This is a genomic window from Sphingomonas sp., assembly GCF_025362505.1.
GTDB lineage: Bacteria > Pseudomonadota > Alphaproteobacteria > Sphingomonadales > Sphingomonadaceae > Sphingomicrobium.
In genome coordinates, this window is sequence record NZ_JANYGG010000071.1 from 1 (window position 1) to 12,737 (window position 12,737).

General features: G+C 66.8%; 12 protein-coding genes and 1 other RNA gene. 3 read left to right on the forward strand and 10 right to left on the reverse strand.

Annotated features, from left to right (window positions below; all coding sequences use genetic code 11):
- Nucleotides 1-6: 6 nt before the first annotated feature.
- From Q0R27_RS06765 to Q0R27_RS06805, 9 genes are all read right to left on the reverse strand, one after another.
- Entirely contained in the window at nucleotides 7-552 is a 546-nt protein-coding gene (locus Q0R27_RS06765) for a J domain-containing protein (RefSeq protein WP_293942657.1), read from the reverse strand.
- 50 nt (nucleotides 553-602) lie between these two features.
- An RNA gene (gene rnpB / locus Q0R27_RS06770) (RNase P RNA component class A) lies at nucleotides 603-979 on the reverse strand.
- Nucleotides 980-994: 15 nt separating this feature from the next.
- Complete coding sequence (locus Q0R27_RS06775) at nucleotides 995-1,675, reverse strand: N-acetylmuramoyl-L-alanine amidase (protein ID WP_293942750.1); 681 nt, start codon at nucleotides 1,673-1,675, stop codon at nucleotides 995-997.
- A 32-nt stretch (nucleotides 1,676-1,707) separates the two neighbouring features.
- On the reverse strand, nucleotides 1,708-2,577 hold the full coding sequence (locus Q0R27_RS06780; RefSeq protein ID WP_293942658.1) for a protein-glutamate O-methyltransferase CheR: 870 nt from the start codon (nucleotides 2,575-2,577) through the stop codon (nucleotides 1,708-1,710).
- Nucleotides 2,578-2,579: 2 nt separating this feature from the next.
- Nucleotides 2,580-3,635: a chemotaxis-specific protein-glutamate methyltransferase CheB gene (gene cheB, locus Q0R27_RS06785; protein WP_293942660.1), complete on the reverse strand. Its 1,056-nt coding sequence runs from the start codon at nucleotides 3,633-3,635 to the stop codon at nucleotides 2,580-2,582.
- Between the two features lie 52 nt (nucleotides 3,636-3,687).
- Nucleotides 3,688-4,053 carry a response regulator gene (locus Q0R27_RS06790; RefSeq protein WP_293942661.1) on the reverse strand — a complete coding sequence of 122 codons (366 nt, stop codon included), beginning with the start codon at nucleotides 4,051-4,053 and terminating at the stop codon, nucleotides 3,688-3,690.
- 57 nt (nucleotides 4,054-4,110) lie between these two features.
- Nucleotides 4,111-4,575 (reverse strand): chemotaxis protein CheW, encoded by a 465-nt coding sequence (locus tag Q0R27_RS06795; RefSeq protein WP_293942662.1) that lies wholly within the window; start codon nucleotides 4,573-4,575, stop codon nucleotides 4,111-4,113.
- On the reverse strand, nucleotides 4,572-6,893 hold the full coding sequence (locus Q0R27_RS06800; RefSeq protein WP_293942664.1) for a chemotaxis protein CheA: 2,322 nt from the start codon (nucleotides 6,891-6,893) through the stop codon (nucleotides 4,572-4,574). The genes Q0R27_RS06795 and Q0R27_RS06800 overlap by 4 nt, the downstream gene beginning before the upstream one ends.
- Nucleotides 6,894-6,964: 71 nt before the next feature.
- Entirely contained in the window at nucleotides 6,965-7,603 is a 639-nt protein-coding gene (locus Q0R27_RS06805) for a histidine phosphotransferase family protein (RefSeq protein ID WP_293942666.1), read from the reverse strand.
- A gap of 99 nt (nucleotides 7,604-7,702) precedes the next feature.
- On the opposite strand from Q0R27_RS06805, the gene Q0R27_RS06810 reads away from it, so the two are divergent.
- The 3 genes from Q0R27_RS06810 to Q0R27_RS06820 all read left to right on the forward strand — a co-directional run bounded on the left by Q0R27_RS06810 (nucleotide 7,703) and on the right by Q0R27_RS06820 (nucleotide 11,846).
- Nucleotides 7,703-8,656: an RluA family pseudouridine synthase gene (locus Q0R27_RS06810; protein ID WP_293942668.1), complete on the forward strand. Its 954-nt coding sequence runs from the start codon at nucleotides 7,703-7,705 to the stop codon at nucleotides 8,654-8,656.
- 47 nt (nucleotides 8,657-8,703) lie between these two features.
- Nucleotides 8,704-9,615: an RNA polymerase sigma factor RpoH gene (gene rpoH, locus Q0R27_RS06815; RefSeq protein WP_293942670.1), complete on the forward strand. Its 912-nt coding sequence runs from the start codon at nucleotides 8,704-8,706 to the stop codon at nucleotides 9,613-9,615.
- Nucleotides 9,616-9,818: 203 nt separating this feature from the next.
- Nucleotides 9,819-11,846: an elongation factor G gene (locus Q0R27_RS06820; protein WP_293942673.1), complete on the forward strand. Its 2,028-nt coding sequence runs from the start codon at nucleotides 9,819-9,821 to the stop codon at nucleotides 11,844-11,846.
- On the opposite strand, the gene Q0R27_RS06825 is transcribed toward Q0R27_RS06820, so the two are convergent.
- Nucleotides 11,843-12,652 carry a TIGR01459 family HAD-type hydrolase gene (locus Q0R27_RS06825; protein WP_293942676.1) on the reverse strand — a complete coding sequence of 270 codons (810 nt, stop codon included), beginning with the start codon at nucleotides 12,650-12,652 and terminating at the stop codon, nucleotides 11,843-11,845. The genes Q0R27_RS06820 and Q0R27_RS06825 overlap by 4 nt on opposite strands.
- Nucleotides 12,653-12,737: the final 85 nt, after the last annotated feature.

The following is a 12,737-nucleotide window of genomic DNA, read 5'->3' on the forward strand; positions in this document are numbered from 1 at the left end:
GACGACTTAGATCGTCGCGTTGGCAACCGCCGTGCGGCGCTCGTCGGCCTTGCGCAGCACGTCGTACGAAGCCTGAATTTGCTGGAAGCGAGTGGCGGCTTCGTCGTCGTTCTTGTTGACGTCGGGATGATTTTCCTTGGCCAAGCGGCGATAGGCGGCCTTGACCGCCGTTGCATCGACATCGGGCGGGAGATCGAGAACATCCAGTGCGCGCATCTCGTCGCGGCTCCGCGAACCGTCACCGGGGCCGGCCCACTGATAATGTGCCGAGCTGCGATAGGACGGGCCCTCTTCCGCCTCGGCGGCTTGCCGCGCGGCCTCTTCCTCGCTGAGCCCGGCGAAATAGTTCCAGTTCTTGTTATATTCGGCGGCGTGGGACTCGCAGAAATACCAGCGGTCGGGCCGGTTGGGGGCTTTGGGCGCGGGACGGTCGCCGGCTTCGTTGCAGCCCTGGCGGTCGCACAGCCGGATTCGAACCGCAGCGGTGCTTTTTGCGCCGTAGCTGCTCCAGCGGGGGAAGCCCCAATTATCGGATCGTGTCGCCTTGGCCATATCTATCCAACCTAGTGAGCCCGGCGAAGCTCCGCCAGTGAACATGATAATTTGCCAGGCGGCCTGTAAGCCGGGTTCTGTCCATTCCCGCCTGCGCGCGAACTGGGCGACCATTCCTCTAGGCGACGGATTGCCCCGCCGCTCAAGCGACCAACCCGGGTGACGAGCCGGAACCGGCTCATGTGCCACCCCTATTCGGTCTTGCACCCGGTGGGGTTTGCCGTGCCGGCCGCGTTGCCGAAGCCGCGGTGCGCTCTTGCCGCACCGTTTCGACCTTACCAGCCCGAAGACCGGCGGTATGTTTTCTGTGGCACTTTCCCTGAACCTTCCGGAGAAGATCCGCCGGGCGTTACCCGGCACCGTTGTTCCGTGGAGCCCGGACTTTCCTCGCCTCCCGTGAGGGAGCCGCGGTCGCCCGGCCGCCTGGCACGGCAGATATGCGCTACTGCGGCCTTGGCAGCAAGAGCGAGAGCAATTTCGCCCGGCATTCGCCGTCGATGATGCCGTCGATCTGGTCGGAGCGGAAGCGGCGCTGGAAGGCAATCACCGCCTTCTTCTGCTCGGTGACGTCATAGCCGAACCGCTCAAGCGCGAGGATGAAGCCGGCGTCGGTCCAGAACGGGTCCATCAAGTTGCGCGTCGGGCTCGGCAAGGCGAGGCGGCGGCGGGCGAGCGCTTCCCACGGGAACAACTCGCCGGGGTCGGTCTTGCGTGCCGGGGCGATGTCCGAATGGCCGACGACATTGCCGCGGCCAACGCCATGACGGTCCTTGATCGCCGAGAGCAAAGGGATCAGCGCGGCGACCTGCTCGTCCGGAAAGGGGCGATAACCGAATTCATGGCCAGGGTTGACGATCTCGATCCCCACGCTGGCCGAGTTGACGTCGGTGACCCCGCGCCATGAGCTCGCCCCGGCGTGCCACGCGCGCTTTTCCTCAGCTACCATGCGGATGACCTGGCCGTCCTCGGCGATAAGGTAGTGGCAGGAGACCTTGGCTTCGGGCGAGGTCAGGCGCTGGATCGCGGAGGCGGCGTCGGGCATGCCGGTGTAGTGCAGAACGATCATCGACACCGGCAGCGAACGCTCGTCGAAATTCGGCGAAGGCGTGTCGATCATCTCCATCCGCTTGGCTTGGCGCTCGGTCGCGCCGCCGGTCAACCCCCGCTGGTGGCAGTCCGCAGCGCCGGCAACACTGGCGGGACGGCGACGCTGGCGAGCTTGTAGAGCCCGCGCCGCTCGGTATCGGCGGTCAGGCGCTCGGTCTGGCCGATGACGGTCTCGCCGGCGCCGAGCATGAGCCAAGCGTCGGGCGCCATCGCCGACGACAGCCGGTCAAACGCCAACGCGCGTTTCTCGGCACACAGGTAGAGCAGGACGTTGCGGCACAGGATGATGTCGAACTGGCCCGGCACCGGCGGGGTGTCGAGGACGTTGTGGACCTGGAAGCGGACCTGTCGACGGAGCGCGGCGGCGGTGCGCCAGCCATCGTCGCATTCCTCGAACCAGCGCAGCATTTCCTGCACGCCGAGGCCGCGCTGCACTTCGAACTGGGTATAGACACCTCGGCGGGCACGCTCGATCACCGAAGTCGAAACGTCGGTGGCGAGGATGTCGATCGTCCAGCCACGCCATTTTTCGGGATCGTTGGCGAACAACATCGCCAGCGAATAGGCTTCCTGACCGGTCGAGCAGCCCGCCGACCAGATGCGGATGCGGCGGCTTGCCTTGCGGTGCTCGGCGAGCATCGGCAGCGCCTCGTTGGCAAGAAGCTCGAACGGGTTTCGGTCGCGAAAGAAATAGGTTTCGTTGTTGAGCAGCGCTTCAACCACCGCCGCTGTCAGCGCGGGATCGCGGCCCATGACGAGCGTCGTGATGAGTTCGTCGAGCGTGGCGATGCGGCGTTCGCGCAGAATGGAGGAAAGCGCGGTTTCAATGCGCCAGCGGCGGCTGCGGGTAAGTTGCTGGCCGGTACGGGCTTCGAGGAGTCCAGCGAGGATGCGGCTGGAACTATCACTGACCTCCACGCCTATTTCTCGCTGCAACGCGAGGACACCCGGCGGGCGAGCTTGTCCGGCGGCAGGATGGCGGCAGCAAGGCCGGCATCGGCAATCGCGCGCGGCATCCCCCACACCGCCGAGCTGGCCTCGTCCTGCGCAAGCACCGCGCCACCGCAGGCGACCAGCTTGGCCGCGCCCTCGACCCCGTCCCGGCCCATTCCGGTGAGGACGACGCCGAGCCCCTTGCGCCCGAGCAAAGCACCGACCGAGGCGAGCATCGGGTCGACCGATGGCAGGCATCCGCTCGAAACCGCATGTCTCACCAGCTTGACGACAAGCCCGTCGAAGCCTGCAGCGATCGTCAGGTGCGCGTCGCCGGGCGCGATGAACAATGTGTCGGGGACGAGGGCCATGCCATCCTCGGCAACGACCGCGGGACGATTGGCGGCGACGCCGAGCTGGCGAGCGAAGACCGTCATGAACGCGGCGGGCAAATGCTGGGTGACGAGGATCGGCACGCGGATGCGGGGCGGCAGGGCGGCGAAGAAATTGCCGAGCGCGTGGATCCCGCCAGTGGACGCACCGAGCGCGAGCAGCTCGATCGGCTCGGATGCCATCGCGCGCAACGCCGGACCGGACGCCTGCGAGCGGGCGATCAGCGCCGCCGTTTCGCGGGACGGCCTATCGGCCCGGCCGAGCGCCCTCAGCCGAGCAACGAGAATCTCGGAAAAGCGTCCGTTGAACCGGCCGGTGCCGGGCTTGGGCAGCGTGTCGGCGGCCCCGAGCGCGAGCGCCGCGACGGTCTCTTCGGCACCCTCCTCGGCGAAGGAAGACACGATCATGATCTGCGCGCCACGCGCCGCTTCGATGATGCGGGGAATGGATTTCAGCCCGCCGGCGCCGGGCATCTCGAGATCGAGCAGGACGATGTCGACCACGACATGGGCAAGCGCTTCGATCGCCGATTCGGCGCTGCCCGCGACGGCAGCGATTTCGAACTCGCCATCTGCTTCGATCATACGCGACAGGACCGCTCGCGCGACCATCGAATCATCGACGATCATCAGGCGGATAGGTCGCGACACAAGGGAGGAACGGCCTCCTGCGGGCGAAGAGGCAAACGCCTGCTTCACGGAATCAGGCGACACCGACGAGCTGGAGCTTGATGTGGAGAGTTTCGCGGTCGAACGGCTTCATGACATATTCGTCGGCGCCCGCCTCGAGCGCGGCGCGGATGTGCGCCATGTCGTTCTCGGTGGTGCAGAAGACGACCTTGGGCTGGTCACCATGTCCGCGCTGTCGGAGCAGCTTGAGAAAATCCATCCCGCTCATGACCGGCATGTTCCAGTCGAGCAGGACAACGTCAGGCATCGACTCCTCACAGCGGGTGAGCGCCTCACGGCCGTCGCCGGCCTCCTCAACGACGAAATCGAGCGTTTCAAGGATGTGTCGGGCGACCTTGCGGATCACCTTCGAGTCATCGACGATCAAACAGGTCTTCATGGACACTCTTTCCTGATCCGGTCGGTCAGTGTTTAAACGGCAAGGGTAACGAAGAACTTAAGCCGCCGCGCTGAATGGAGTTGTGATCGCGGCGCGATGATCGGGCCCGCCGACGATCGCGGCGACGTCGACCAGCAGCAACAGGCCGACCTCGGTCTCGACCATGCCGAGCGCGACCCGCTCCCAGCCTGGTCCCATCGCGGCGCGGACCGGCGACGGCGTGCCGTGCGCCTCGATGACGTCCTCGACGCGATCAACGAGCAAGGCATAATGATGACCGTCGAGCTCGGCGACGACAGCTTCCTGGGCACCCGGATTGCGTTCGGTCGAGCCAAGGTCGAGCGAGCACCGGCAATCGATCACCGTCAGCACCCGGCTGCGCAACGCCGATAGGCCGGCGATATGAGCAGCGGCGCGTGGCACCGGGATCAGCGTGTCGAGTTCGACGACGCCTTCGATCGTCGAGGCCGACAGGGCGACGCGGCTTCCGGCGATGCTGACGATGAGGAGAAGTTCGTTCATTTCACGCGCCCTGCCCCGGCTGTCTTCAGTGCTCGCATCAGGCCCTCGCGGTCGTAGCGGTAGATGCTGTCGGTCGGCTCAGCCGCTTCGAGCTCGCTGCGCAACCAGATGGTACGGCTGGTGTCGGTCGCGGCGGCACGGCCCTCGAAGGAGATGGTGAGATCGGCGACGACGTCGGCCTTTTCGTCGACCACGGTGTAGCCGGCGGCCTCGACGATCGGACGAAGGAAGTTCTGGATCCACGGATCGTCGGCGGCGAGACGGCACACGGCGGGCGCGGTGGGGCGGCTCGCGGGAACGTGGTGGGTGAACAGCCAGTGCGCGTCGAGCAGTTCGGCGGGTTCGCCGCCGATCAGCGCGACGCCGCTCACCGCACCGGGAGTCGCGGCGGGGATGATGTCGACGACCAGCCCGGTCAGGTCGATAACCTCGGCCACGGCATAGCCAACCTCGTTCTGACCGTCGTTGAGGCGGAGCACACGAATATTGCCCTCGAGCTTCGTGCCAGATGGAACTCCAGCGAGCGGGAGGATGTGTTCGCCGAGCTGAACGCGGAGCTGGCCGGCGGCGAAGCGGATCGCGTCGGCGGGTACGTCCTCGATCCGATCGACAAGCCCGAGGCCGAGAGCCCGGCGCGACCCATCGAGCGCACGGAACAGGAGAACGGGAAGTTCGCGCACTTCAGCTTGCGGAGCCGATTCGGCCACTCGCGTAGCCCGGTCCTGGGCTTCAAGGCGGATCCCACCCTGCTCGGCAAGCCCGGCAGGGTCAATCAGCAAGATCGGGCTGCCATCGTCCGCCAGGGTCGTCCCGGCGTAGAGGCCGGTTGCCATGACCGCGGGCGCGGCGGGTTTGACGACCAGTTCCTCATGATCGTGGATATGGTCGACGGCGAGCGCGTAGACGTCGCCGCCGGCGGGGCGAATGACGACGAGGGTTCGCTGTTCGTCGGGGACATTGCTGGTCAGGCCGAGAACTTCGGCGAGGGCGATTTCGGGCACGCGGCGACCGCGAATGGTCGCAACCCCCGCTTCGCCGAGCCGGTCGAGCGTGACCGAACTGCCGTTGGCGCGGACAATTTCCTCGATCGCGCTGCGCGGGATCGCGAAATGCTGGGCGCCGATCGATACGGTCAGCGCGGGAATAATCGTCAACGTCAGCGGCACCCGCAGTGTCATACGAGTGCCTTGGCCAAGCGTACTGTCGAGCTCGACGGTGCCGCCGATGCGTTCGATGTTGGAGCGGACCACGTCCATGCCGACACCGCGACCGGAAATCGACGTTACTTCGGTGGCAGTCGACAGGCCGGCCTCGAAGATCAGCGCAAGCTGGTCTCGCGGCGACATGGCGTCAGCGTCGGTCTTGGTCAGGGCGCCATCCCCGATCGCCTTCGCGACGAGCCGCGCACAGTCGATCCCGCGCCCGTCATCGACGATGTCGATCAGGATCTGGTTGCCCGACTGGCGCGCCGACACCGAAAGCAGCCCGATCTCGCGCTTGCCGTCCTTGAGCCGTTGCGCTGGCAATTCGATGCCATGATCGACGGCGTTGCGAATGATGTGCGTAAGCGGATCGCGGATCATCTCGATCATTTCGCGATCGAGCTCGACGTCGCCGCCGCTGATGTCGATCAGCACCTGCTTGCCAAGTTCTGCGGACAGGTCGCGAACCATGCGGGGGAGCGCGACGAACAGGTTTTCGACGCGCTGCATCCGGGTCCGCGTGATCGCCTCGCGCATTTCGGCGATAATGCCCGACAAGCGTTCGAATGCGCCGTCGACCGTCACGTCACCAGACGATTCGCGCAGGCGACGGGCGAGTTCGTTGCGGGCGAGGACCATGTCCGACACACCGCTCATCACCCGGTCGAGCAGTTCGACCGAGAGGCGAATGGTCCGCGGGGCGATGGACGTCTTGATGTCGCCGGTCAGCGGTACCGCCGGCGCGGTGGCGCCCGGCGCGAGTGCGGCGATCAGCGCCCGATCCTCGCCCGGGGGCAGCGCTTCGCCCGCTTCGATGATCGTGATCATGTCGCCGATGCGATCGATAATCGCGAGAACCGCGCTGACCAGCGCGCCATCGGGGGCACGGTGACCGGCGCGGACGTCGGCCAGCGCATCCTCGGCGGCGTGGCTCAGCGCCTCGAGCCGCGGGAAATCGAAGAAACCGCAATTGCCTTTGACGGTGTGGACGAAGCGGAAGATCGAATCGAGCCGAGCGCGGTCGTCGGGCCGGACTTCCCAGGCAACGATTTCGCCGCCAAGCGCCTCGAGCATTTCGCGGCATTCCGCGGTGAAATCAGTAATGAGATCGTCCATCGGCCGCGCTGCCCACCTGTTCTTCCGACAGGCTTATGGAGCGCAGTTGTTAATGCCGCGTTAGCCGTGCCTCAGTGGGCGTTCGGCAGCGTCGCACCGATCAGCAGGACGGGATCTGCCGGGTCGCTGATGCGGATCGTCCCGCCAGCGTCGGCGGCGAGCCGATGGGCGAGCCACGCACCGGCTGCGCGCGGCTCGATCTGGTCGCTCGCGCCGGGACCGAGCGCCGCGCGCAGCGACGGGTCGAGCAGGATCCGTGGCCCTTCGGCGCGAATCACGATCTCGAGCTGGCTGGCACCCTGTTCGGCGCCGATGTCGAGCGTTCCGCCGCGAACCAGCGCGTCGCCGGCGAGCATGGCGAGGTTGAGAAGCAACTTGACCGCGCTCTTGGGGAGGCGGTCGTCGGCGACCATCCAGCCCAGTTCGATGCGTTTTTCGGCGCCGTAAAGGCCCTCGATCGCGTTCCTTGCCTCGCGCGTGTCGATCGCCTCGCCGAAGCCGCCCGCCGCGCCGAACGCCAGGCGAAAGAATTTCAACTTATTGGCGCTTGCCCGGGCGCTTTCGGCGAGCAGTTCCATGCAGCGTTCGCGCATCTCGGGGTCGGTCTCGTCGGCGAGTAGCTCGACGCCATTGTTGAGCGCGCCGACCGGCGACAGCAGGTCGTGGCACAGGCGGGAGCAGAGCAGGCTGGCGAGTTCGACGGCGTCCATTGGCGCTGCAATGCTTTACGCAAGGCGGAGGCGCAACCCATGAGTGGCGTAATCCGTGAGTATTGAAACCGGCTGGCGCCCGTCCCAAGTTAGCGGTCCATGGCCGGGGGGCATCATAACGTCGCAATTGCGCTCGACGCCGGACACCAGGGGTGGCGGCTCGACCGCGCTTTGGCCGAAGCGGTGCCGACGATGTCGCGCGAGCGGCTGAAGGTGTTGGTCAAGAGCGGTGCGCTGTCGGGGGATGCGGGGCTGGTGCGCGACCCCGCGATCAAGGTGAAGGGCGACGAGCGCTTCACGCTGACTGTCCCCGATCCGACGCCGGCGCATAATCAGGCGCAGGATATCCCGCTGCGGATCGTGTTCGAAGACGAACATCTGCTCGTGGTCGACAAGCCCGCCGGGCTGGTCGTTCACCCTGCGGCGGGAAATTTCGACGGGACTTTGGTCAACGCGCTGCTCCACCATTGCGGCGCGAGCCTGTCGGGGATCGGCGGGGTCGCCCGACCGGGCATCGTCCACCGCATCGACAAGGATACATCGGGGTTGCTGGTGGTCGCCAAGACCGACGTCGCCCATGAAGGCCTGGCGCGCCAGTTCGCCGACCATTCGATCGAGCGGCGCTATCTGGCGATCGTCAACGGATTGCCGAAGATGGAGGAAGGGACGATCGACGCGCCCCTCGCCCGCTCCTCCATCAACCGCAAGAAGATCGCGATCGTGGAGGCGGGGCGCGGCAAGCGGGCGGTGACCCATTGGCGGCGGCTGACCCCGTTGCGCGATGCGGCGCTGGTCGAATGCCGGCTCGAGACCGGACGGACACACCAGATCCGCGTGCACATGGCGTCAATTTCTCACCCGTTGCTCGGCGACCCGGTTTACGGCGGCAACGCTCGGACGCATCGTGCGTTGTTGCGGGAACTCGGCTTCGAACGGCAGGCGCTTCATGCAGCGAGAATCGGGTTCGTTCACCCCGTGACGAAAGCCCGTCTGTCGTTCGACAGCGTCCTTCCGTCGGATATGCAGCATCTGTTCAGCGCGCTTGGCGTATAAGTTACTATAAGATCCGGGGTGGACGCGACCCCCCGGCCAGGGAGTAAATGATGGCTCAGTCCAAAGTCCTGTCGATACCCGCCTCTGGTGGCGAAGCCGGACTCAACCGTTACCTCAGCGAAATCAAGAAGTTCCCGATACTCGCCCCCGAGGAGGAGTTCATGCTCGCCAAGCGGTGGAGCGAGCATGGCGACACTGACGCGGCGGCCAAGCTCGTCAATTCGCACCTCCGACTCGTCGCCAAGATCGCGATGGGATATCGCGGCTATGGCCTGCCCGTTTCAGAGCTGATTTCCGAAGGGAACATCGGCCTGATGCAGGGCGTCAAGAAGTTCGAGCCCGATCGCGGGTTCCGCCTCGCGACCTATGCGATGTGGTGGATCCGCGCCTCGATCCAGGAATTCATCCTGCGCTCGTGGAGCCTGGTGAAGATTGGCACCACCGCAGCGCAGAAGAAATTATTCTTCAACCTGCGGCGGATGAAGAACCAGATCGAGGCGTTCGAGGAAGGCGATCTCAAGCCGGCCGACGTCACCAAGATCGCGACCGACCTGGGCGTGACCGAGGCCGAGGTCATCTCGATGAACCGCCGCATGGGAATGGGCGGCGACACCAGCCTCAATGCGCCCTTGCGCGGCGACGAAGGCGGCGAGAGCCAGTGGCAGGATTTTCTCGTCAGCACGGACCCGCTGCAGGACGAGATCCTGGCCGACAGCGAAGAACGCCAGGTACGCCACGACCTGCTGGTGCAGGCGCTGGAAGGGCTCAACGAGCGCGAGAAGACGATCCTGACCGAGCGGCGGCTGGTCGACGAGCCCAAGACGCTCGAGGATCTGAGCAAGGTGTTCGGGGTCAGCCGCGAGCGCATCCGCCAGATCGAGGTGCGTGCGTTCGAGAAGCTGCAGGCGGGGCTGATCCGCCTCGCCACCGACCAGCGGCTGCTGCCCGTGGCGGCCTAGCCGGCCGGCGGGTCTTCGCCCCGAAACAACACGGGGTCCGGCGCCTCGGCGGGCAAGTCGGCGCGATGTCCACGATGCGCGCTGCCCGCGACTGACCCCTCTTGCCAAGCGCCCGCGACGGGCCGACGCTACTCTCCTTCGGAGCGCGCAGTGGCCGCTTCAGCGACTCGCGCGCCCGCCAAAACGGACGAGAGGAGAGTCGCATGCCCAATGATTCGGAAAGAGCAACTAACGGCACTCGAGTCATCGCCCTGGTCGGACCGGCCGGGGCGGGCAAGACCAGCCTGGCCGAAGCCCTGCTGTTCGCCGCCGGGACGATCGACCGGCAGGGCGGACCCGGCGCGACGGTCGGCGACGCCAGCCCCGAGGCGCGCAGCCGGGGCGGATCGACCGAAGTGAATCTGATGCGATTCGACTATCTGGGCCAATCGTTCGGGGTAGTCGACGCGCCGGGATCGGTCGGCTTTGCGGCCGATGGCGCGCGCGCGGTAGCGGTCGCGGACCTCGCCATCGTCGTCGTCGATCCCGACCCGGCGCGCGCCGCGCTCGCCGCACCTGCGCTACGGATGCTCGACGAGCAGGGCATTCCGCACTTCCTGTTCGTCAACCGCATCGACCAGGCGCGCGGCCGCATCCGCGACCTGCTCACGGCGCTGCAGTCGATGAGCGTGTCTCCGCTGATCGCACGGCAGATTCCGATTCGCGAAAATGACAGGGTCACGGGCTTCGTCGATCTCGCGCTCGAACGGGCGTTTCATTACGAGCCGGGCAAGCCATCGCGGCGAATCGAAATCCCGGAAGAGGTCGCGGCACGGGAAGCAGAGGCGCGCGGGCACATGCTCGAGCAGCTCGCCGACCACGACGATGCCCTGCTCGAGCAATTGCTTTTGGATGAGACCCCCGAGCCGGCGACGATCTTCGCCGATCTTGCGCGCGAAACCGGCGACAACCTTGGCGTGTCGGTGCTGTTCGGCTCGGCGACAAGCGGCTGGGGAATTCGACGCCTGCTCAAGGCACTGCGCCACGAGACGCCATCGCCCGACCAGACCGGGCGACGGCTCGACGTCGTGGCGCCGTCGCTATTCGCGTTCAAGGTCAGCCACGGCGGCGCAATCGGGCGACTGGTGTTCGCCCGCGCGCTTGGCCGCGATATCGGCGAGGGAGCCGAGTTGAACGCGTCGTCGGGGGGTCGCGCCCGGCTTGGCGCGCTGTTCCAGGTCCAGGGCGACAAGCCCACCAAGACCAGCCAGGCGCGGCTTGGCGACCTCGTTGCGATCGCCAAGGTCGACGGGGTCCGCGCGGGCGACTGGCTGTCGACCGGACCACTGCCGCCGCCACTCGCGCTCGACCCCCCGCTGCGAAACTGCGCGCTGGCGATCGAGCCCGCCGACCGCAAGGATGACGTTCGCCTGTCGACCGCGCTGGCCCGGCTGATCGAGGAAGATAGCGCGCTGACGCTCGAGCAGGACGACCATGAAATGCGCCTGCGCGGGGTCAATGACGAGCATCTCAAGACCGTGCTTGCGCGGCTAATGCGGCGCTATGGCGTCGAGGTGAAGAGCCGGGCGCCGCACATCCCCTACCGTGAATCGATCCGCCGCCACGTCACCCAGCGCGGTCGGCACAAGAAGCAGTCGGGCGGGCACGGCCAGTTCGGCGACGTGGTCATCGAAATCGCACCGGTCGCGCGTGGCGAGGGCTTTCGCTTCACCGAGGAGATCAGTGGCGGCGCGGTGCCGAAACAGTGGATCCCCGCGGTCGAGCAAGGGGTGCGCGAGGCGTTGGCGAAGGGGCCGATGGGCTTCCCGGTGGTCGATGTCGCGGTGACCCTCCTCGACGGCAGCTATCACAGCGTCGATTCGAGCGAACTGGCGTTTCGCATGGCCGGGCGGATCGCGATGGGCGAGGCACTCGGCCAGGCCGCCGCGCACCTGCTCGAGCCGGTCCATCGGCTGGTGATCGTCACGCCGTCGTCGGCGACGAGCAAGGTGAGCTCGGCGGTGGCGAGCCGGCGCGGACAGATGCTTGGGCTGGCCCCGCGCGATGGCTGGACCGGGTGGGACCGGATCGAGGCGCTGGTGCCGGCCAACGAACTCGACGGGCTGGAAGCCGAGCTGCGATCGCTGAGCCACGGCTTGGCGACCTATGAAGCGGCATTCGACCATCTTGCCGAGCTGAACGGTCCGTTGGCGGAGAAAGTGATCAAGGAGCGGGTGACCGAGACGGCCTAGCTACGGAGCGACGAGACGACCGCAATCGGGCGCCAGTCTGCGAGATCGTGCTGGCGGGCGAAGTCTGGCGGGAACCCTTCGCCGCGGCTGATCCCGCCGGTGACGTAGATGCAGTCGATGCCGTAGCGCGCGGCGCCGAGCACGTCGGTGACGAGACCGTCGCCGATCGCCAGCACACGGTCGCGCGGCGGGTTTCCAGCGAGGCCGAGCGCGTGGTCATAGATCGCCGGATAGGGCTTCCCGTACCAGCAGACGCGGCCGCCGATCGCTTCGTACGCATCGGCCAGCGCGCCGGCGCAGATCTCGGCGTAGGCACCGACCATCACGACACGGTCGGGATTGAGGCAATGGAGCAGGACGTCGCGGGCTGCGAGTGCTTCGAGTTCGGCGGAGTATTCGGCGATCATGTCGCGACGCTCGTCGAGGCCGGTGCAGGCGAGGTTGGTGAAGCCCCCGGCGGCGATCCGCAGCCCGGCGCGCTCGAGATCGAGGCGGTCAGCGCGCGTGCCGATCAGGCCAACCGGCGCGCCGAGCTTCTTCAGCGCGTCCATCCCCGCCTGCCCGCCGGTCGAGATGCCGTGATAGGTGGCGCGCGGCAGGCCAAGCGCGTCGAGCTGGCTGCGCACCGTGTCGGCGGTGCGTGGGGCGTTGGTGACGAGGATCGTCGCCCGTCCCTCCCCGGCCCAGCCGAGCAGCCGGTCGGCGGCGCCCGGGTTCAGCCGCACGCCGTCATGAACGACCCCCCAGATGTCGCACAGGATGGTCGAGTAGCGCGGGTCGAGCGTGTCGAGAGGTGATCCGGTCATCGTGGCCCCCTAACCGCTGGCGTTGCTCGCCGCAAAGCTTGACGCCCGGCGCGGCAACGGCTTGTCAGGAGATCAGACTTTGAGA

Bases quoted from the DNA above. Each gene is read 5' to 3' on its own strand.
- Q0R27_RS06765 (WP_293942657.1), bottom strand. From the start codon at position 552: ATGGCCAAGGCGACACGATCCGATAATTGGGGCTTCCCCCGCTGGAGC.
- Q0R27_RS06775 (WP_293942750.1), bottom strand. From the start codon at position 1,675: ATGGAGATGATCGACACGCCTTCGCCGAATTTCGACGAGCGTTCGCTG.
- Q0R27_RS06790 (WP_293942661.1), bottom strand. From the start codon at position 4,053: ATGAAGACCTGTTTGATCGTCGATGACTCGAAGGTGATCCGCAAGGTC.
- Q0R27_RS06795 (WP_293942662.1), bottom strand. From the start codon at position 4,575: ATGAACGAACTTCTCCTCATCGTCAGCATCGCCGGAAGCCGCGTCGCC.
- Q0R27_RS06800 (WP_293942664.1), bottom strand. From the start codon at position 6,893: ATGGACGATCTCATTACTGATTTCACCGCGGAATGCCGCGAAATGCTC.
- Q0R27_RS06805 (WP_293942666.1), bottom strand. From the start codon at position 7,603: ATGGACGCCGTCGAACTCGCCAGCCTGCTCTGCTCCCGCCTGTGCCAC.
- Q0R27_RS06810 (WP_293942668.1), top strand. From the start codon at position 7,703: ATGGCCGGGGGGCATCATAACGTCGCAATTGCGCTCGACGCCGGACAC.
- rpoH (WP_293942670.1), top strand. From the start codon at position 8,704: ATGATGGCTCAGTCCAAAGTCCTGTCGATACCCGCCTCTGGTGGCGAA.
- Q0R27_RS06820 (WP_293942673.1), top strand. From the start codon at position 9,819: ATGCCCAATGATTCGGAAAGAGCAACTAACGGCACTCGAGTCATCGCC.
- Q0R27_RS06825 (WP_293942676.1), bottom strand. From the start codon at position 12,652: ATGACCGGATCACCTCTCGACACGCTCGACCCGCGCTACTCGACCATC.